This is a genomic window from Exiguobacterium sp. QJM3NY_9 (assembly GCF_056173545.1).
This window is the reverse complement of record NZ_CM149679.1, coordinates 467,853-488,743: the sequence shown is the minus strand read 5'-3', so window position 1 is coordinate 488,743 and position 20,891 is coordinate 467,853. Positions and strand designations below refer to the sequence as shown.

Here is a 20,891-nt window from a genome sequence, read left to right as displayed (position 1 = left end):
CTAAAAGTCACGTTGACGAAGCTTGCGCTTCATTCATTGTTTGTATCCGAAGATACGTTTTTTGCCTCATCGTTCAGTTTTCAAAGTTCGTCGTGTCGTGTTAGCGACTTTAATAGATTAACAGGTTGTTTTGATTATGTCAACCGTGTTTTTGAAAAGATTTTTCAGCCCCAACAAACCGTTTATAAAAGGCGTCTCGCTGGAACATTTATTAATATAACAACAAAATTCGACAAACACAAGCATTATTTTAAAAAAACTTTACAAAAAGCTGTTTTGCGTTTTACATACAGCATCAGAGTCTTAACATACTCAATAAAGTAAACCCGATATTTGCAGGTCGTTCAGCCAGACGTCTCATCAAGTACGTATACCAGTCTACTCCGTGCGGTACATACACGACAACACGATATCCTGAATTGACCAACTCTTTCTGACGTTGCGGTCGCATTCCTTGAAGCATTTGAAATTCAAAACACTCATCTGAAATGCCCGATTGTCGAATAAAGTCGAGTAGTTCCTCAATCATATCGTCATCATGTGTCGCGATTTGCGTATAACGTCCTTTCATCAAATTCTGTTTTACTAATAGAAGATAGTTGGCATCTACCATCGCCTTATCCTCGATGTAATGTTCTTTCGACCCCGTATATGCCCCTTTTACGATCCGGGTCATTGGTTCGAGTTGATCCAAGTCAAAACGACTACGGTGCAGATTTGCTTGAAGCGCCACGCCAAGGTTCGGGTAAGAGAACTGAAGCACACGGAAAATTTTCAAAATCGACTCAGTCATTTCGTACTCTTCCATGTTGATCGTCACCCGGCGATTCAGCTGAAGTGCGACTTCAAGGATACGCTCCATCTGCATGAGGGCGAGTTCCGGATCTAACCGCACGCCGACGGATGTTAACTTTAATGAAATTTGTCCATCCACTTGTTCTTTCTCTAATCGGTACAAAACATCAATGCATTCATCCGCAATCGCCTTTGCATCCTGCACACTGTGAATAAACTCTCCTAAACAATCAATCGTGACTGCCCGCCCCTGCGCATTCAACATTCGGACTGTTCGGAACGTCTCATCGATTGTTTGCCCTCCTACGAATAATGTTCCCCCTAAAGGTAAGCCGACTGCTCGGGCCACACGAATAAGACGTTTATCGACAGCGAGTCGTTCGAATATCGGACCTGTTAGTTTTTCCAACACGTTCATCACCTCCTGTTTGTTGATTCCCTACTCTCCATTAAAAAAACGCCTTTCTTCTATATAGATGAACTGAGCCCTAGAGTTTGGACAGTTTAATAAAAGCACCCTTAACGTATTAAGCTGCTATGAGATGGCTTCGGTATTGTACCGGAGTCATCTTTTGTAGTTTCCATTGTCTTCTTTCGCTATTGTAATAATCAATGTAAGCATCGACCATGGCACAGACCTCATCGAGGTCAGATGCTAATTTATAATCGACATAATCTTTCAAGTGCCCAAAGAACGATTCCATCGGGGCATTATCTAGGCAGTTTCCTCTACGAGACATGGATTGAAGCATTCCCATCTCACGGATGCGTGTTTGATAAGCAGGATGCGTATAATGGAATCCTTGATCGGAATGTATCATGGCTTCCGGGTGTATATTCCCTTGAAGTCGTTCTGCGAGTTTATTCGTTGTATGAAGGACTAGTTCCATATGGAGGCTTGTAGATAGATGATGTGCCATAATTTCACGTGTAGCGACATCCTTCACACAAGAGAGATAAACAGTTTGACCAGATCCAATACGGAGATAAGTGATGTCTGTGACGAATACCTTACCAGGCTCATCTTGATCGAACCGACGGTTCAAGTGGTTCGGTACAGTCTTATGTTCATATGTCGCTTTAGCGATTTTACGATAAGCGTTCTGCCTACGGATTTTCGTCACGATTCCAAACTTCCTCATGATACGCAAAATACGTTTATGATTCATCGGTCCACCAATGACATCAAGCATCTCCATGTAAAGACCACGATAGCCGATTTTTCCCTTGTGACGATCATGAACACGTTTTAGAAGTAGGTAGTCCGCATAGTCGCGTTCTTCCCGAAGGGAAACACTATCCGTACGTGCGAGCCAGGCGTAATAACCACTGCGGCTCACTTCAGCGAGCGTACATAGGTCCGTCACGAATCGGCCCGATGATTGTTTCCGTAAGACAATATTGATTGCCTGATAGCGCTCAGATGCGGTTAGTTTCGATACTTCGCCTCTCTTTCGAGAGCGTCGAGCTTTTTTAGTAATTCGTTCTCCGCTGTGAGGTACTTGATTCGTGCTTCAGCTTTCGCAAGGCGTCGTTCGACGGAATCATCTTTTTTCGGTCGACCTCCAAGATTTGATTTTCCACGTCTCTCATTCAAGAGTCCTTCTTCTCCATAAATGCGATAGGTCTTCCGCCATCGTTTCAACGCTTCGTTCGTTGTTCGCTTACCGATCATGTCCAGGTCAAAGCCGCTTTCTTCAAAGATTTGTATCGGTCGCTTACCAGCTAAATTCTCACGTACAGCGTGAATCTTAAATTCTCCTTTATATTGAATCGTACGATCTGATACCGAGGCTACGTGAAGATTCGCTTCAAGTTGTCTGATTTGATCTGGATTGAAGGTACGTCTGTTCATGAATAATTCTCCCGTCTAAATTGAATAGATACAGTATATCGATATCTTTAAACACAAAAAACCCCGAATGGGGTCTTTTATCAAGTGTCCACCATTCAGGGTTCAGTTCATAGAAGAAAGACGTCAGCTTAATAAGAAAAATTAGTGTAACCAGATGAAGTATGCTAGGAATCCGAGTGACATGGCGTACATGATCGGGTGCACTTCTTTCGCGCGACCTTTCGCGATCATCGTGATTGGATAGAATAAGAACCCGAATGCGATTCCCGTTGCGATTGAATACGTAAGTGGCATCATGATGACTGTCAAGAAGGCTGGAACTGCATACTCGAACTTTTTCCAATCAATCTGGAGAAGTGAGGATGCCATTAACACACCAACGATGATGAGTGCCGGTGCTGTGACCGGCGCCGTGATGACGGCGAGAAGTGGTGAGAAGAACAAGGCAAGTCCGAAGAATAAGCCGGTTACGATTGCCGTCATTCCTGAGCGACCGCCTGCTGCGACACCTGCACTTGATTCAATATATGAAACCGTCGTTGATGTTCCAAGGATTGAACCCGCGACTGTTGCTGTTGAGTCAGCGATCAAGGCGCGTCCTGCACGCGGAACTTTATTTTCCTTAATTAATCCTGCTTGGTTCGCGACGGCAACGAGTGTTCCCGCTGTATCGAAGAAATCAACGAAGAAGAACGTTAAGATGACGACTGCCATCTGGACAGTAAAGATTTCATTGAAGTGAAGGAACGCTTGTCCGAATGTCGGTGCGATACTCGGTGGAGCTGAAACGATTTCCCCAAGGCTTGACGGAACAGGAATCAATCCAAAAATCATTCCCGCGATTGCCGTCAAAATCATTCCGAGGAAGATGGCGCCTTTAATTCCGCGTGTCATTAAGATCGCTGAAACGACTAAACCGAACACAGCAAGCAATGTTGTCCCTTGACCCAAGTTACCGAGTGAGACGAGCGTCGCTTCGTTTGCGACGACGATTCCACCTGTTTTCAAACCGATGAAGGCGATGAATAAACCGATTCCGGCAGCAACTGCCATTTTAAGTGGTTCTGGAATCGCATTGATGATTGTTTCACGAATCCCTGATGCCGTGAGTACCATGAAGACAAGACCCGATACTAAAACACCGGATAATGCCGTTTCCCACGGGATCCCCATGCCGATGACGACACTGTAGGCGAAGAACGCGTTCAATCCCATACCGGGTGCGAGAGCAATCGGATAATTCGCGAGTAAGCCCATCGTGACTGAACCGATAACGGCGACAAGCGCCGTTGCACCGAAGACAGCACCAGGATTCATCCCGGCGTCTGCTAACGTATTCGGGTTAACGAATAAGATGTACGCCATCGCGAAGAATGTTGTCATACCGGCGATGAACTCTGTCCGCATGTTCGTACCGAGTCCGTCGAAGTCGAAGAATCGCGCGATCGCGTTCTCCTTTTGTTTAGGTTGTTGCGGTTTCATCTGTGTGCTCATGGTTGCCTTCTTTCCAAATAAGCCGTCTCAAGAAACGAAAAAAACGGCAGTTACCTAAGCGGTAAAAGCCGTTTCTTTAAGCGCACACTAGAATCAGTGCACGCCGTAGTAGGAACCTTTAAGGTGTTCCTGTAGAGACTTCCGGGCCATATCCCCAGAATTATACGGCATTATTTTTTGTTTTTTAGTAGATGATTTAAAATAAGAACAGACACATCGTATCATGCTTAAAATGCACGGTCAACCATAAAAGCGAAATTTAAGGTCGAATTTTATCCGAACGTTCGGTTTTGAAAGCGTTACAAAAAACTCTTCTTCCTAATTTCCCAGGAAGAAGAGTCGTAAAATCATTCCCACTCAATCGTTGAAGGTGGTTTCGACGTCACATCGTACAGGACGCGGTTAACGTTCTGGACTTCGTTGACGATCCGGACAGAAATCTTCTCGAGCACGTCCCACGGGATGCGTGCCCAGTCCGACGTCATGCCGTCGATCGACGTAACGGCACGGATACCGACTGCATAGTCGTATGTCCGCTCGTCACCCATGACACCGACTGAACGAAGTGGTGGCAAGACCGTGAAGTACTGCCAAATCTCGCGTTCGAGACCGGCTTTTTTGATTTCGTCGCGGAGGATGAAATCTGATTCACGGACGATTTCAAGCTTCTCGTCTGTGATTTCACCGAGGACACGAATGCCGAGACCGGGTCCCGGGAACGGTTGACGCCAGACGATTTCGTCCGACAGACCAAGTTCTTTACCGAGTGCACGGACTTCATCCTTGAACAACGTGTTGATCGGTTCAATCAACTTGAACTGCATGTCTTCCGGTAATCCACCAACATTATGGTGCGATTTGATTGTTTGTGCCGTATCGGTTCCGCTTTCGATGATATCCGTGTAAAGCGTACCTTGGGCAAGGAAGTCCATGTCCGTCAATTTCGACGCTTCTTCGTCGAAGACGTACACGAACTCATTACCGATGATTTTACGTTTTTGCTCCGGATCCGAAATCCCTTTTAATTTGTTCAGGAAACGGTCTTGCGCGTCGATTTTGATGACGTTCATGTGGAAGTGATCGGCAAATGTCTTCATGACACTTTCCGCTTCCCCTTTACGTAAGAGACCGTGGTCGACGAACATACATGTCAATTGGTCACCGATTGCCGCATGAATCAGTGCTGCGACGACAGACGAGTCGACACCGCCTGAAAGGGCACAAAGAACTTTTTTGTCGCCGACTTCTTCTTTAATCTTCGCGATTTCGATTTCGATGAAGTTTTCCATCGACCAGTCGCCTGTACACTGACAGACTTCGAACAGGAAGTTTTTCAACAATTCTTTGCCGAACATCGTGTGGTTGACTTCCGGATGATACTGGACACCATACATTTTTAACTCTTCGTTTTTGATTGAAGCGATCGGGCAGGAAACGTTTGTCCCATCGACGACGAAACCGTTCGGAACCGTTGTGACGAGATCACTATGGCTCATCCAGACCGTCTGCTCGAGTGGTAAGTTTGCATACATCGCTGACGGATCGTTCAGCGTCAATGTCGCTTTTCCGTATTCCCGGTGTCCGGCACGTTCGACTGTCCCGCCGAAGTGTTGCGACATCAATTGCATGCCGTAGCAAATACCAAAGATCGGAATTCCGAGTTCGAAGATTTCCGGATCACAGCGGTACGCGTCTTCTGCGTAGACACTGCGTGGTCCACCGGAGAAGATGATACCGGCTGGTGCGATGTCTTTGATTTCTGCTGCCGTAATCTTGTGCGAATGCAGTTCACTGTAAACTCCGAGATCACGGATGCGTCGTGTGATCAATTGGTTGTACTGACCTCCAAAATCGAGGACGAGGATCATTTCTTGGTCCAAATGTGCTTCCAAATCTATTCCCGCCTTTCAAGTTTCATGCGTACCCCTATGAAAAAAGCCCACTCTTCCCCCATGAATAAATGGAAAAAGAGCAGGCCGCTTCACAAAAAAATGTATACGAAGGGTCTGCTCCTTCATAGTCAGGTCGTTTAAGGTGACCCGGTAGAGACTCTCGCGCCATATCCGCGAGTATATACAAAGGAGATGCATGTATGATTTACGTTGTTCTCATTGTAACTGTATCAATTCAAAAATATCAACCCTCTACGCGACGAATCATATTTTCGAAATATTCACGTTTCTTTTCGAGCGACAACGTTTCACCACCATAAATCATCCGTTCATAGGCATCCGTCAACGGGCGCATCGCATACGTTTCGTAATACCCATCGACTTCATGTGCAAGTTCCGCAAGTGTCCGTCCATCCTTATAATGGAACCCTTGTTTATCGAGACGCCGGAGCAAGAAGCGATACATCCGTTTGAATCCTTCCGGTCGTTTGATTTGGCTACGGAAGAAGAGAATTGCGGCCGTTCGTATGATTGGTTTTCTAAACAGATAGAGGAACACAAGACCGAGCAACGTACCAATGATCGGCCAGACGGGAATCGAACGTTTTTCCGCCTGATTCGCCGTCGTCGCTTGGGCGTCATCGAGAAGATTTTCCTGCGGACGGTTCGGTGTTGCCGTTTCCGTATCTGTCTCTGTATCCCGTTGTGGATTTGATTGTTCCGTTTCGTTATCAGTCTCTTGATTGATCGTATATTGCCCTGTACCGTCAAAACTTACAGTCGGCTCGAGCGGTACCCAACCCGGTCCTTCGATGTAGACTTCGACCCAGGAATGGGCATTTTTGTTTCGGACCGTATAACTCGTGACAGCAGAACCGATGACATCGGATTCGCCACCTGTAAATCCTTTGACCCAGCGTGCCGGTAATCCAGCCGCCCGCAGTAACACAGTTGCTGAAGTCGAAAAGTTATCACAATAACCGAGCTTCGTCTCGAACAAGAATTGATCGACATAGTCTTGATCTTCTGCCGGGACAGCAACATCTTCCGTATTGTACTCAAAGTTTTCTTGCTCGAAGTAATTTTCAATTGCTTTCGCGCGCTCCCACGGTGTTTCTTCATCAGCAACGATCTCAGCCGCTAAATCACGAACCCGGTCCGGTAACGTTCCCGGCAGTTGCAGGTAACGATCTTGTTCCATTTCTGAAAGTTTTACCGGTTCATCCGTTTGGAGTAGTTTTTCAGTAAACAGTGGATACGCGTACTGAATCTGATAATTTTGCTGGCGCGTTGCATCGTCAAGATACGAAATTTTTTGATTTTCCGGGTTGATTAAAAGATTTTGTCGTTGATCAGCTGCCGTCAAGCGCACATTATCTCCATTGTAAGGGACAAACGGCAACTCACGAGCCAACTTGAACGTCGCACTCTCTTCACGTGTCTCGACGTCATCGCCAAAGTGCGAGAAGAAACCACGCCCGTTAATCTCCGGACTTGACTCCGATAAAATCCAACCTTTACCGGTGTAGACGTCCTTCGTCTCGACCCGCCAGTAACGATTCCCTTCACTCTCGACTTGAAAAACTTCCCGGTCATCCATTTGGAATGGACCACCGAGCTGTTCATCGTTCGAGCCGTATCCGACTTTTTGAATCGCATTCGTCGATGTACCTTCTCCTTCAAAACGTGACGTCCAGTCATACCAACTGTTTTGCCACGTCGCTGTGATGACCGGACTTTGCAGTGCCGCAACGATCGTTACACCGATAATCAACAAGGCACTAATCGGCCGAACGTAAGAGGCAGTCGGTCGTTCATTGATTTCTGTCGCATACAACAAAAGTAATGCCAGGAGGATCGGATACAAGATGAACTGGTCACCCGAGTAATCCGTCCATGTGTCACAATAGGCGATGAAACCGATCACACCGACGGTCAACCCAACAACAAATCCCCGATTCGGGAAGGTTCGGCGACCAAGGTAGCCGATTAAAAAGCTAATTAGACCGATCGATAAGGCGAAGGCCGGTCGTCCCGGCAACTCCCCATTGATGACACGTGATACATCATCCGTAATTTCACCTAATAGTCGCCACGGGGCCTCTCCCGGTGTCAAGATGAAGTAAAAAGACACCATCAAAGCAAGTAGACTGCCACTTAAAAACCACCGTCTTGGGACGTGCGATAGCAGGAGTGGTGTCAAAAGAAGCGGCAAGAAAGGAACGATGCTGTCAAACGTCGTCAGTTCCAGTAGCGGGGGCATGAAGCTCGCAAGTAGTAACGCCGCGAGTAAGTTCCAAATCAGTCGTCGACTCATCGGCTCCCCCTCCTTTCCGGCGTATAGACATGCACGGTCGCTTCCTGTCTGATTTTAGACATCCACATCTCGTTATTCGATTCAAGGTCCGGCGTGATGAAGAGGACGTTTCCACTCAGACGTAATGCTTTTGAGGAATACTCCCACGACTCAATGAACGAACGGGTCCGACTCGGTTGAGCCGTCATCAAATAATGTGTCAGCTTCGCCCCTTCAAGCGGTAGGGACAGGGACTGGACAGCATGACCGACGAGATGGATCCGGTAATTCAAGCGCCGTTTGTTGAGTTGATCGGTCGCATCAGCAAGCATCGAAATGCTCCGTTCGAACTGCGCATCACTCACCGTTCCTTCATCAAAAACAATTGTCGTTTCCCGCTCTTGTTCCCGTTCAAATGTCTTCGTCATCAAACCTTGGCGTTTCGCCGTTGCCTTCCAATCAATCTGGTTCATCCGGTCGCCACTGACATATTCCCGGACTCCAACGACGGTAAAGGATGACTGGCGCAAATCGAGCGAAACGGGCGAAATTCCGCCGTCCCCCCGATCGTCTTCATGTGGCAACTGCGTCGCGAGCCGTGCCGGTTCTATCGCGAGATATGTTTCGACCGGGTAGAGTTTTTTTCGCATGAATACACCGAACGGATCCGTAATTTCAATCACACAACCAGGAATCTGATACAGTCCACGACGAATCGATGGAATGACATATTCAATCTGTTCCGTCTTCCGGTAATGGGCACGTAACGAGCGCCGAATGTCTAAACGCTCCGCACTCAACGCTTCCGGTACTTCCTCTGTTACTTCGACGGTCCCGACAAGAAAGGGGTATTTTCGTCTAACTTGTAAAACGACAGGAATGTCCGTCCCGGCAATCAACATCTTATTCGAAACTTCTCGCGTCGCGACGGCTTTCGTCACGGGCCAGATTAAAAAAATCGTCCAGTAGACAGTCAAACCTGCCATGACGTAGAACAGTAACGAGGCTACATTTCCACCATCCACACGGGCGTAAATCCACAATGCCGTGACCATCAGGAGCAGGACGGCATAACGCCAGCCGATTTGCCACCGTTTCATAAAGACTCCACGTCGTGTTGAATCGGCACCGCAACTTCTTTTTTCACCTGTTCCAATACCCGTTCAGCCGACTGTCCGTGGTAGCGAGCATCTGCCGTCAAAATCAACCGGTGTGATAAGACGGGTGTCAACAGGTGTTTCACGTCATCGGGTAATACGAATTTCCGCCCTTCCATATAAGCCCAGGCTTGTGCGACTTTCATTAAAGCAATCGATGAACGCGGACTGGCTCCAAGGTAAAGCGAAGCATGCTCACGCGTGGCCTGGACGAGCTGAACGATATATTTTTTAACCGGTTGTGAAACGTGGACTTCCTTGACTTCTTCCTTCATCCGTAACAATTCGTCGCGCCCGATGACCGATTCGAGCGTGTCGATTGGTTCATCGCGTTCGAATCGATTCAGCAACTTCATCTCTTGCTGAAAATCCGGATAGCCCATCTTGACTTTGACTAAAAAGCGATCGAGTTGTGCTTCCGGCAACGGATATGTCCCTTCATGCTCAATCGGATTTTGTGTCGCCATGACAAAGAAGGGATTCGGAAGCGTATGGATTTCTCCGTCCACCGTTACATTTGCTTCCGCCATCCCTTCCAGTAACGCCGATTGTGTTTTCGGAGAGGTTCGGTTGATTTCATCCGCGAGGACGATATTGCCCATCAACGGACCCGGACGATACTCAAATTGACTTGTTTTTTGGTTATACATCGAAACACCCGTTAAATCCGAGGGGAGTAAATCGGGTGTGAATTGAACACGCTTAAAAGTCAGGCCGATTGAGCGACTGAATGCGCGCACGAGCATCGTTTTCCCGACACCCGGTACATCCTCAAGTAAGACATGTCCTCCGGCAAGTAGCGCTGCTAACGATTGTGTAATAACATCTTCCTTACCGACGATTACTTTTTCTACGTTGTCGATGATTGCTTGAATCTCCCTTGTGTATGTTCGCATTGTCAGGCCCCTTGCTCTTTAGTAGTTGAATTTTCTGACTCTTTCTATCTTCTCATACCCGTAGTCCCTTTGGAAAGGCATATGAGTCTCTCAATACGCACAAAAAAGGGGGCGCCGCAGCGACTCCCCCTTTGTGTTTCAGGAACGATTACATGCCGTAAACCGTTCTTGATTCGTGCAGAGTGCACGTAAAACACGGGTACAATCCGTGTCTATAAACTTATTCCGTTCGTCAAGTCCGGTGATCCTCTTCTACTCGAAGCGACATGCGATCGTTCCCTCTACATTGATAATCATTCATGTGCATCACCATCCTTTCATATATTGAATATTACCGAATCTATTCGAAGTTAAACCTTGTTTTTTAATTATTTTTTTCGAAACCGGTAATACGTCGTTGCTAAAGCAAGTGCAAGGACAAGCCCCTTAATAATATTCAATGAGTAATACGGAACAGATAACATAACGAGCCCATTCTCAAGAATCCCGACTAAGCAGGCTCCGACTAATGTCCCGAGTGCGTTCGGTTTCCCTTGTCCGGCAAACGATGAACCGATGAAGGCAGCCGCGACTGCCGGCATCAAATAGCCGGATCCGGCATTAATCTGTGACGATCCGACCTGCGACGCAAGCAGGATTCCTCCGACTGCCGCGAGTAGTCCGGCAATCACATAGGCCAGTGCCCGGTAACGATGCACCGGGATCCCCGTCAAGTGTGCCGCCTCCGGGTTTCCGCCGATGATGTATAAGAAGCGGCCGTGTCGTGTATGGTTCAAAAACAGATGCGTCACTGCCACGACGGCGAGCATGATTAGGATGATCCACGGTGCCTGACTGATTTTTAGAAAGGCTTCCGGAATCATCCCGACTGTCGGTGTTCCGTCGAGACGGGGCATCCCGGCACTGATTGATCCGCCGCCGGTATACGTCATCGCCACCCCTTCAAAGATGAACATCGTCGCAAGCGTCGCAAACAAGTCGGGAATCTTGAATTTGACGATCAATAACACGTTGACCAGCGCGACGCTCAAGGCAATCAAAATCGCCAAGCCGATCGACAGACCAAGCGGAAGGCTGTACCAGACAAAAAATGAGACGACGAGCGAGCTCGCAAAGGTCGCGGTCGAACCGACCGATAAATCAAAGCCGTTGACGGTCAGCGAGACGGTCAACCCAATCGCGATGATCGTCACAATCGAGATACTGCGCAAAATATTAATCAGGTTCGCGCCCTGTAAAAAGCTTGGTGCCGTCACGGCAAAAAAGACGATGAGTGCAAGGATTGCGAGGACGATCCCCCAGTCATTCAAAAAGCGTAACAGCCGTTTACCGGATGCGTGCCGTTCCGTGTTTGGTTTTGGTTCCGTCGTTGGTTCGTGAAGTACCTCGTTCATCAAGTCATCCCCCCTGTCGCATACAGCAGTAATTGGTCTTCCGTCGTCTCCGACGTATTCGTCTCGAACACGATTTTCCCGTCATACATGACATAAATCCGGTCCGTCACCGCCAGCAATTCATCGAATTCACTGGACGCATACAGAATCGCTTTTTGCTTTCCGGCCAGTTGATCGATCACGTCGAAGATTTCCCGTTTCGCCCCGACGTCGACACCTTTTGTCGGTTCATCGAGCAGCAGGACCGCAGCATCGGCGAGGAGCCATTTGCCGATCGCGACCTTCTGCTGGTTCCCGCCGGATAATCCTTCCACGCGTTGTGTTTCATCCGTTGATTTGATCGCCAATCGTTTGATGATAGCGTTGGCGGCAGTCCGTTCCGTTCCCGTCTTGACCCAACCGAACCGATTGACGAATTGTTTGAGACTTGCCGCGGTCATGTTTTGATAAATCGGATCCGTGACAAGGATGCTTTCTTTCCGGCGTTCTTCCGGGACCAGACCAATCCCGTGTCTGATTGCCTCGTGCGGCGACCGGATGGTCGCCGGTTCGCCGGCTATCCGAATCTGTCCCCCCACAGTCGGAGTCGCTCCGAAAATCGTCTTACAGAGCTCGGTTTTTCCCGCTCCGACAAGTCCGGCAATTCCAATCACTTCACCTGCATGAACCGTCAATGACAGCTGATCCAGCTCACCCGGGACTGTCACTTGATCGAGCTCGAGCAACGCTTGCCCAACGGTTCGGGTTTGCCGGTCCGTCTGTTGCAAACGTCTTCCGAGCATCTGTTCAACGATTGTCTCTTTCGTTCGCCCGGCTAATGCTTGGCGGGCGACAAGTTTTCCGTCACGCATGACGGAAATCGACTCACAGATTTCAAATAATTCCTGAAGGCGGTGTGAGATGAAAATCACGCCCAATTGTTCGCGTGTCGCGAGTTCCTTGATGATGCGAAACAAATGTTCTGTCTCCCGTTGACTGAGCGGCGCCGTCGGTTCATCCAGGATTAAAAAACGGCTGTCTTGAACGAGTGCCCGGGCGATCAAGACCAACTGTTTGTCGGCAAGGCGCAGTTCGCTGACCCGTTGCCGGACATCAATCGAAGCCTGGAGTTTCCCGAGTGCCTCCAAGGCAATCTGTTCCAACCGGCGTTGCCGGATGACCCCTTTGAGCTGTCCGTTCGTCAACAAATCGAGACAAATGTTTTCCGCGACCGTCAAGTACGAAATCAATGCCGTATCGACTTCTTGGTAGACGATTTCAATTCCCGCCCGTTTCGCGGCACGCGGCGAATCGATCGTCAACGGCACACCTTCAAACGAAATCGTCCCGTCATACGCCGCATGCGCTCCCGCCAATACTTTCATCAGCGTCGACTTACCGGCGCCGTTCGCTCCGACGAGCGCATGGATTTCCCCGCGGCGGACGGAAAAGTCAACAGCATCAAGCGCTTTGACACCGGGGAATTCAATTGAAATCCCACGCATCTCGAGCCGGTTCGTCGCGTCCAGCTGCGTCATTTCGCAGCATTCGCTTTCCGCAGTTTTTCCATCCACGGTTCATTGAATTTCTCGGATGTGCTCCAGCCCTTGATCATTGTATCGAGATTGTACATCGTCGTATCGGCTTTGAGCGCCTTTTGCTCGACTAATTTAGCGTCCAGATCAAAGCTGCCCGGTGTTTTTTCACCGGCGAGTTTTTTCGCGAGCAGGCGCATGTCCGTCTGTCCGATCAAATGCGGATCAACGGCACTCGTCGACACCCAGTTGCTTCCCTTCTCACGCATCAGGTTGATGTCCTGATTCGAGACATCGATTGAAATCAACGGGATTTCCTGACGTTTGTTATCCTTTAAGGATTTATAGGCACCTTTTGCGACTTCATCCCAGGCTCCCCAGACGGCATCGATGCTTCCTTTCGGATATTTCGCGAGAATCGCGTTCATCTTCGTCGCGATATCGCCCTGGACATCCTGGAAATTCGTCGGTCCGACCGTTTCAAGTGTCTTGATTTTGCCGTCCGCTTCATACGTCTTATAGATTTCCTGACGGCGGTCAAGCGGTGCGAATCCCGGACCGAACCACAACTTGATGACCCGGACCGGCTTATCGTCTTTCACTTTCGTCACTTCATCGAGTGAAAGTTCTGCCAGCTTGTGATCATCTTGGAACGTCTCCGTGATGCCTGTTAACGTCTGGTCCTTTTTCTTCGTCACCGTATCAAACGTCACGACCTGAATCCCTTTGTCGATCGCCGGTTTAATCATGTCGTAGGCATAATCTTCTTTTCCGTGCGAGATGATCAGTCCGTCATAATCCTGCTGAACGGCTTGCGCCACCAGTTCCTTGAACTTGACGTCATTGCCTTCGGAAATGAACGTGTTGACCTTAAACCCAAGTGCCTCCCCTTCCGACCGGGCACCGTCCAAAAATTGTTTCGTATGATCATCGGACGCCAGATTGCGGATGACGGCAATCTTGATGTCGCCTTGGACACTTTCCGGCACACCGCTGATTTTTTTCGCCGGTGTCGCTTCACTATTGGCGCAAGCAGCCAGCAAGACTGCCGGTGCGAGCAAGAATGCTAATTTTTTCATCTCAATCTCCCCTGTCTGTTTAGATGACCTGTTGTCCGATTGCCTGTTCAATCGTTTCCACGCTCGGCCGTTCAATGACGCCGAGTTCCGTGATGATCGCCGTGATAAGCTCGTGCGGCGTCACGTCAAACGCCGGATTAAAGACCGCTGTTCCGGCTGGTGCCGTTACTGTTCCTGCCAGTTGCGTCACTTCACGGGCATCGCGTTCTTCAATCTCAATCTCGTCACCTGATAAACTCGTCACATCAAACGTCGACAGCGGCGCGGCGACATAAAACGGAATCCCGAAGGCACGTGCGAGTAACGCCAGCTGGAACGTCCCGATTTTATTGGCCGTATCCCCGTTACGGGTGATCCGGTCCGCGCCGACGATGATGGCGGTGATCTGCTTTTCCTTGATCGTATGTGCGACCATATTGTCCGTGATCAAGGTGACGTCAATCCCTGCCCGTTGCAGCTCCCATGTCGTCAAGCGCGCCCCCTGCAACAAAGGTCGGGTTTCCGACGCATAGACGGATAACGGGATGCCTTGTTCTTTCGCAAGATAAAACGGGGCCAGTGCCGTCCCGTACGCCGCTGTCGCAATCGATCCGGCGTTACAAATCGTCAACACCCGGTCTCCCGATTGAAACAGCTCCAACGCATGCACACCGATTTGCCGTGACGTCTTGGCATCGGCTTCATAAAGGGCGATTGCTTTTTGTTCCAGACGTTTCGGCAGTTCCTCGAGCGTTGTGCTCGAAAGGATAAGCTGATTCAGCGCATCGAGTACGTTCTGCAAATTGACGGCGGTCGGCCGGGTCGCCAGTAATTCCGCCGATACCGTCAACAGTTTTTGTTTGACCTCGTCAAGCGATCCCGTCGTCCGAAACGCTTCCTGCACGAGGACGAAACCACCAAACAGACTGATTGCCGGCGCCCCCCGGACACGAAGTTGTTTAATTGCCTCGACCGCTTGCGCCAAATCATGAATGACTTCGTACCGTTCTTCTTGCGGAAGACGGGTCTGATCAAGGATCATTAAGCACGCCCGCTCATAGATGACACTACGGATAAACTCGCTCATCGGCTCAATTCCTCCGTCACGTCGAAATTCCGGAGGTCAGTAAACGTCTTACATTCGCCGCGCCGTTTAATCAATGCCGTCCCGAGGCGTAGGGCATGACGTTTCCGTTCGAGGCGCGTCGCAGCATCCGGAATTTGTTCCAAATCAGCGACCGGTGCCAAACCAATCGTCCGCCGGATCAGTTCACAACCGGCGAAACCGAGCGCGTCTTGGAGAATTGTACTGAGGACATCATCGACAAGCCCGGGTACCGTCCGGAAAGGTTCGACGGCTTCCCGTTCCCAAAGTGCCGTGAACGTCGAAGCAAACGTCAGCCAGAACGTATCGATATCCTTCACCCGCGTCTCCTGCAACTCAGCATAGTTCGGATACGCCGCAAAGCAGAGGTGGGCAATGAACTGACCGACATCAAACCCGAACGGTCCGTAAAAAGCGAACTCCGGATCGATGATTTTCGTTTCGCCCGCCGAAGCAAAAATGCTTCCTGTATGTAAATCCCCGTGTAATAAGGCTTCCCCTTTCGTGATGAACAACGTTTCGAGCTTCGCCACTTCCCGCTTCAGTTTTTCGTCCTGCCAGAGCTGCTGTACGTCTGTTTCCAAGCCGCTCTCGATGTTGTTTGTTTCCGCGTCGTAAAACGGATCCGTAAAGATTAACTTTTCCGTGATGTCGCATAAATCCGGGTTGTAATAGTCACGTGCGACCTGCTTTTTTCCGACTGGACCGAGCGCAAAATCTGACGTGAAAAATAACGTCCGCGCCAAGTAAGAACCGACATGTTCTGCAAGGAGCGGATACGTTTCGCCGGCGAGCAATCCCGTCCGAACGATTTGCAGGTGCGACAAGTCCTCCATCACTGTGTACGCTTCTTCATGACTGGCATGAAAGACCCGTGGAACGAATGGCGTCGCGTATTTTGCGAATTCCTTCAGTGCCAACTGTTCGATCCAGGCCCGCTCGAGTGACAAGGGCCAGCTTTCCCCGACGACTTTTGCATAAGGTAATGCCTGCTTCAAGATCAAACGTTCTTTCCCTGCCTGAATCCGAAAGACTAAGTTCAAGTTCCCGTCGCCGATTTCTTCTGCCGTCGCTTCTTCCTGTCCGATGAGTCCGAGTTCCCGGACACGTTTAATGGCGTCCTGTTCTGTAAATGCTTGATATGCCATCTTGCTTCCCCCTTCATTTCTACACAAAAAAACGCCGCTTTTCGTCATAGAAAAGAGGCGCGGGGTATCATCCGTCCTCTTATCTCTCAGACGAATGTCTGTTGGATGTAGCACCGTGCCGGATGGTCGGTTGCTGCGGCGTCTTCGGGCCAATTCCCTCTGCCAACTCACGATAAGAGTCATATGTGGTTGTTGTGTTCGATGTTGATTCGAATATTACGCCCGTCTTAAATCATCTGTCAATTCCAAATTTTAGTGAAAAACCATTTAAAAGACCGCCATCTATAGAAGCTGATTTCAAAAAAAATAAATTTTCAAAAAATTATTTGACATCACGTCCATCTCATGTAAAAATTGCAATTAGATTTCACAATTTCATCCAATTCTTATCAAGAGCAGACGGAGGGACGAGCCCTATGATGTCGCAGCAACCGACCAGTTGGCACGGTGCTAATTCTTGCAGCTAACACGCTGACAGATAAGAGTCCACGCGCAATTTTTCATGGTCTCTTGTCATTGACGAGGGACCATTTTTGTATTTTTTAACAAGGGAGAGACGACGATCATGGCGTATATTACCGTAACTTACCAACTCGGCGTGACCAATCAGTTACCAAAACGGGCAGAGCAAATCGCCCTCGGTCTGACGGTCGGCTCATGGACCGATTTGAATCACTTGGAACAACAACAGCTTGAATCCTTTAAAGGACAAGTCGTCCATACGGAAGAACACGACGGAAAAGGGTATGTCACGATCCGTTATCCGGAACACAACGTCTCACGGGACTTTTCGGCGATTTTGACGACCGTCTTCGGCAAGCTGTCACTCGACGGTCAAATCAAACTGACGGATCTTCAGCTTCCCGCTTCGTTCACACCGGATTTCCCCGGTGCTAAATTCGGCATCGAGGGCGTCCGCCAGTTGATCCAAGTCCATGACCGCCCCCTGTTGATGAGCATCTTCAAAGGCGTCATCGGACGGGACATCGTTTTTTTACGGGAACAACTGGAAGCCCAGCTCGCCGGCGGGATTGATCTCGTCAAGGATGACGAAATCTTATACGACAATCCGCTGACACCGGCACTCGACCGGGCGCGGATTGGACGGGAAGTCCTCGATGCACACTATGAACGGACCGGTAAACGGGCCCTTTATGCGATTACGTTGAGTGGTCCGGTCTTCCGCTTGAAAGAGCAGGCGAAACGACTGGTCGAAGCCGGAGCGACAGCCCTCCTGCTCAACACGTTTACATACGGGCTTGATGTCTTGCGGGAACTGGCAGCCGATCCGGAAATCCCGGTCCCGATCTTTAATCATCCGGCGTTGAGCGGTGCCTTGATCGCCAGTCCCGAGTACGGGATTGCCGCCCCGGTCCTGCTCGGAACGTTGCCGCGGATTGCCGGTGCCGACTTGACACTGTTCCCGTCGCCGTACGGGAATGTCGCCCTCGCCAAAGACTTGGCCCGCGGGATTGCCGTCGAAGCGACCCGAATCGGTGAGACCAAAACAATTCTCCCGGTCCCGTCCGCCGGAATCCACCCGGGTCTCGTCGCCCAGCTTGTTCGTGATTTCGGCGTCGATTCTGTCATCAATGCCGGGGGCGGTGTCCACGGTCATCCGCAAGGTGCTGCGGCCGGAGTCACCGCTTTCCGCCAGGCACTGGGCGCAGCACTGGCCGGCGAATCACTGACAAGTGCCGCCCGCCAGCACGAGGAATTACGTGTCGCCCTCGATGCTTGGGGGATCACGAAATGACAATCCGGATTTTATGTGACTTTGACGGAACGGTAACGGAGCACGATAATATCATCGCCTTGATGCAGGAGTTCGCTCCGCCGGAAAAATTTGAACCGTTAAAACAAGGTGTGCTCGACCGGTCGCTCTCGATTCAGTCCGGCGTCGGACAGATGTTTCAGCTGCTTCCGTCCAGTCAAAAACAGGACTACATTGATTTCTTGATGAAACGGGCAGTCATTCGTCCCGGCTTCGACACCTTGCTCGCCTTTGCCAAATCAAACGAGATTGATTTTTCCATCGTCAGCGGCGGGATCGACTTTTTTGTCCAGCCGATTCTTGCGGATGTACTGACGGACGAAGCGATTTATTGCAACGGCAGTGACTTCAGCCAGGAGACGGTTCGAATCGAATGGCCGCATTCCTGCGACGCGGCCTGTACAAATCAATGCGGCTGTTGCAAAACCTCGATCGCCCGGAAGCTGAAGCAGAATGGTGACACGATCATCGCGATCGGCGACTCCGTAACAGATTTTGAACTGGCTAAGCAGGCGGATCACGTTTATGCACGGGATTATCTGATCACGCTATGTGAACAGCACGGCATCCCGTATACACCGTTTGAAAACTTTCATGACATATTGAATCATCTGCAGACAAAGGTGGTGTACACATGACCTTCTTAAAACGATATGAAGAATTACGTGCCGTCAAACAGGAACTTGCAGCACGCGACTGGTTCCCCGGTACAAGCGGCAATCTCGCCATCCGGACAGCCGATCAACCGACTGAATTTCTCGTGACGGCAAGCGGGAAGGACAAACGGCAGGATACACCGGACGACTTCGTCCATGTCGACGCGTCCGGTCAACTGATCGGCGAACAGACGGGTCGTCCCTCTGCCGAAACATTGCTCCACGTCGAGGTCTTCAACCGAACGACTGCCGGGTGTTCCCTTCACGTCCATACGATTGACAATAATGTCATTTCGGAACTGTACGGCGATCAAGGCGAGATTCGGTTTGCCGGTCAGGAAATCATCAAGGCACTCGGCCGTTGGGAAGAAGATGCGGAAGTCCGTGTGCCGATCATCCCGAACCATGCCGACATTCCGACGCTTGCCGCTGCCTTTGCAGCACATGTACATGCCGAGAGCGGCGCCGTCCTGATTCGCAATCACGGCATCACCGTCTGGGCACCGACTGCCTTTGAAGCGAAAAAACAGTTGGAAGCATTCGAGTTTTTGTTCAGTTACACCTTAAAACTACAAACGTGCCGACAGGCGATTCATTAAAAGGAGGAATTTACAATGGCAACAGTACTTTTCCAACAGACAAACGAACGGTATACGGATCAAAATGAGGTCTCTTCATTCCTTGCTTCACGCGGCGTCTTATATGAACAATGGGACGTCTCGAAGTTACCAAGCGACCTCGTCGAAAACTTTACATTAACGGATGACGACAAACAGACGATCTTAACGACATTCGCGGACGAGATTAAAGATGTTTCGGAACGTCGCGGTTACCAGACGGCTGACATCATCGCACTGTCGGATACGACACCGAATCTCGATGAATTACTCGTCAACTTCCAAAAAGAACATCATCATACCGATGACGAGGTCCGCTTCATCGTCAGCGGCCATGGCGTGTTTGCGATTAAAGACGAGGAGGTCGGCTATTACAACATCGAGCTCAATCCCGGTGATTTGATTTCCGTTCCCGTCAACACGCGCCACTACTTCACGCTCCAGGAAGACCGGAAAGTGGTAGCAATCCGAATCTTCGTCACGACGGACGGCTGGGTGCCGATTTACGAGCGGGACGCCCTGTCTTCAGCAAACTAATTCAGTCCGGGCCGGCCCAAGTCTTCTAGCGATAGAGGACCTGGGCTTTTTTGTACTGAAACGTTGTCTGACAAACATGTTTGAGGAAAGCACGTGTCGGAGCGTATTTCCTATTCTAGAAACATGGCGTTTGTTTCACCCATCTCCGATATAATGAAGAAAAGTACTCGAAAAGGAGATGACGTGTATGATGATTCGTCTCGTTCAAGAAACCGACTTACCGGATGTGCTCGCCATATATAATGAAGGAATCGAAGACCGCATCGCGACGCTCGAGACGGATACGAAGGATCTCGCCTTCATGCAGCAATGGTTCAGTGAACGCTCCGAGCGACATGCCGGTTACGTTGCCTATGAAGGGTCAAAGATTCTTGGCTTCATTTCGCTCGATGCCTACAATCCGCGTCCCGTCTATCAGTCCGTCGGCGAACTGTCCGTCTACATCACACGGACCCACCGCGGACAAGGAATCGGAAAACGACTACTCGACATCATCGAAGAACATGCAATCATTCACGGCATGCACAAACTGATTCTCTTCACGTTCCCCTTCAACCGGATCGGTCAAAAACTCTACATCAAAGCCGGATTCCGAATCGTCGGTACCTTTAAAGAACAAGGAATGTTAAACGGGTATTACGTCGATGTCCTGGCGATGGAAAAAATTCTCCCTAAACCGGACCAATGATGTTTTGGATTAAAG

17 protein-coding genes and 4 riboswitches are annotated in these 20,891 nt (G+C 49.7%); of the genes, 5 read left to right on the top strand and 12 right to left on the bottom strand.

Annotation, left to right across the window (positions count from 1 at the left end; translation table 11 throughout):
• Window positions 1-295: 295 nt before the first annotated feature.
• From AC0VYQ_RS02450 to mtnK, 12 genes are all read right to left on the bottom strand, one after another.
• Window positions 296-1,213: a proline dehydrogenase family protein gene (locus tag AC0VYQ_RS02450; RefSeq protein ID WP_475404179.1), complete on the bottom strand. Its 918-nt coding sequence runs from the start codon at window positions 1,211-1,213 to the stop codon at window positions 296-298.
• 109 nt (window positions 1,214-1,322) lie between these two features.
• A protein-coding gene (locus tag AC0VYQ_RS02445; RefSeq protein ID WP_475403532.1) for an IS3 family transposase occupies window positions 1,323-2,650 on the bottom strand; the annotation gives its coding sequence in 2 pieces (ribosomal slippage) (window positions 1,323-2,281 and window positions 2,281-2,650; 1,329 coding nt in all).
• Between the two features lie 141 nt (window positions 2,651-2,791).
• Window positions 2,792-4,096 carry an NCS2 family permease gene (locus AC0VYQ_RS02440; RefSeq protein ID WP_475404732.1) on the bottom strand — a complete coding sequence of 435 codons (1,305 nt, stop codon included), beginning with the start codon at window positions 4,094-4,096 and terminating at the stop codon, window positions 2,792-2,794.
• A 134-nt stretch (window positions 4,097-4,230) separates the two neighbouring features.
• Window positions 4,231-4,332: riboswitch (purine riboswitch) on the bottom strand.
• A 159-nt stretch (window positions 4,333-4,491) separates the two neighbouring features.
• Window positions 4,492-6,012, bottom strand: coding sequence for a glutamine-hydrolyzing GMP synthase (gene guaA, locus AC0VYQ_RS02435; RefSeq protein ID WP_088838417.1), 1,521 nt, complete (start codon window positions 6,010-6,012; stop codon window positions 4,492-4,494).
• A gap of 129 nt (window positions 6,013-6,141) precedes the next feature.
• A riboswitch (purine riboswitch) is annotated at window positions 6,142-6,243 on the bottom strand.
• A gap of 37 nt (window positions 6,244-6,280) precedes the next feature.
• Window positions 6,281-8,353: a DUF4129 domain-containing transglutaminase family protein gene (locus tag AC0VYQ_RS02430; RefSeq protein WP_475404178.1), complete on the bottom strand. Its 2,073-nt coding sequence runs from the start codon at window positions 8,351-8,353 to the stop codon at window positions 6,281-6,283.
• Complete coding sequence (locus AC0VYQ_RS02425) at window positions 8,350-9,432, bottom strand: DUF58 domain-containing protein (RefSeq protein WP_088836260.1); 1,083 nt, start codon at window positions 9,430-9,432, stop codon at window positions 8,350-8,352. Before AC0VYQ_RS02425 ends, AC0VYQ_RS02430 begins: the two co-directional genes overlap by 4 nt.
• Window positions 9,429-10,385, bottom strand: coding sequence for an AAA family ATPase (locus AC0VYQ_RS02420; protein ID WP_029332575.1), 957 nt, complete (start codon window positions 10,383-10,385; stop codon window positions 9,429-9,431). The genes AC0VYQ_RS02425 and AC0VYQ_RS02420 overlap by 4 nt, the downstream gene beginning before the upstream one ends.
• A 368-nt stretch (window positions 10,386-10,753) precedes the next feature.
• Entirely contained in the window at window positions 10,754-11,779 is a 1,026-nt protein-coding gene (locus AC0VYQ_RS02415) for an ABC transporter permease (protein ID WP_475404177.1), read from the bottom strand.
• Window positions 11,779-13,296 carry a sugar ABC transporter ATP-binding protein gene (locus AC0VYQ_RS02410; protein ID WP_475404176.1) on the bottom strand — a complete coding sequence of 506 codons (1,518 nt, stop codon included), beginning with the start codon at window positions 13,294-13,296 and terminating at the stop codon, window positions 11,779-11,781. Before AC0VYQ_RS02410 ends, AC0VYQ_RS02415 begins: the two co-directional genes overlap by 1 nt.
• A complete protein-coding gene (locus tag AC0VYQ_RS02405; protein ID WP_475404175.1) occupies window positions 13,293-14,372 on the bottom strand; it encodes a sugar ABC transporter substrate-binding protein in 1,080 nt (359 codons plus the stop codon). The genes AC0VYQ_RS02410 and AC0VYQ_RS02405 overlap by 4 nt, the downstream gene beginning before the upstream one ends.
• Window positions 14,373-14,391: 19 nt before the next feature.
• Window positions 14,392-15,438 carry an S-methyl-5-thioribose-1-phosphate isomerase gene (gene mtnA / locus AC0VYQ_RS02400; RefSeq protein WP_475404174.1) on the bottom strand — a complete coding sequence of 349 codons (1,047 nt, stop codon included), beginning with the start codon at window positions 15,436-15,438 and terminating at the stop codon, window positions 14,392-14,394.
• Window positions 15,435-16,604, bottom strand: coding sequence for an S-methyl-5-thioribose kinase (mtnK, locus tag AC0VYQ_RS02395; RefSeq protein WP_475404173.1), 1,170 nt, complete (start codon window positions 16,602-16,604; stop codon window positions 15,435-15,437). Before mtnK ends, mtnA begins: the two co-directional genes overlap by 4 nt.
• A gap of 76 nt (window positions 16,605-16,680) precedes the next feature.
• Window positions 16,681-16,783, bottom strand: a riboswitch (SAM riboswitch).
• A 204-nt stretch (window positions 16,784-16,987) separates the two neighbouring features.
• Window positions 16,988-17,089: riboswitch (SAM riboswitch) on the top strand.
• 44 nt (window positions 17,090-17,133) lie between these two features.
• On the opposite strand from mtnK, the gene AC0VYQ_RS02390 reads away from it, so the two are divergent.
• The 5 genes from AC0VYQ_RS02390 to AC0VYQ_RS02370 all read left to right on the top strand — a co-directional run bounded on the left by AC0VYQ_RS02390 (window position 17,134) and on the right by AC0VYQ_RS02370 (window position 20,876).
• A complete protein-coding gene (locus tag AC0VYQ_RS02390) occupies window positions 17,134-18,360 on the top strand; it encodes a 2,3-diketo-5-methylthiopentyl-1-phosphate enolase (RefSeq protein WP_475404731.1) in 1,227 nt (408 codons plus the stop codon).
• Window positions 18,357-19,016 (top strand): 2-hydroxy-3-keto-5-methylthiopentenyl-1-phosphate phosphatase, encoded by a 660-nt coding sequence (locus AC0VYQ_RS02385; RefSeq protein ID WP_475404172.1) that lies wholly within the window; start codon window positions 18,357-18,359, stop codon window positions 19,014-19,016. Before AC0VYQ_RS02390 ends, AC0VYQ_RS02385 begins: the two co-directional genes overlap by 4 nt.
• The gene (locus tag AC0VYQ_RS02380) at window positions 19,013-19,633 is read left to right on the top strand and encodes a methylthioribulose 1-phosphate dehydratase (RefSeq protein ID WP_088836250.1); all 621 of its coding nucleotides are present in this window, start codon (window positions 19,013-19,015) and stop codon (window positions 19,631-19,633) included. Before AC0VYQ_RS02385 ends, AC0VYQ_RS02380 begins: the two co-directional genes overlap by 4 nt.
• Window positions 19,634-19,648: 15 nt before the next feature.
• Window positions 19,649-20,188, top strand: coding sequence for a 1,2-dihydroxy-3-keto-5-methylthiopentene dioxygenase (locus tag AC0VYQ_RS02375; protein WP_214767161.1), 540 nt, complete (start codon window positions 19,649-19,651; stop codon window positions 20,186-20,188).
• Between the two features lie 187 nt (window positions 20,189-20,375).
• Window positions 20,376-20,876 (top strand): arsinothricin resistance N-acetyltransferase ArsN1 family A, encoded by a 501-nt coding sequence (locus tag AC0VYQ_RS02370; RefSeq protein WP_214767163.1) that lies wholly within the window; start codon window positions 20,376-20,378, stop codon window positions 20,874-20,876.
• Window positions 20,877-20,891: the final 15 nt, after the last annotated feature.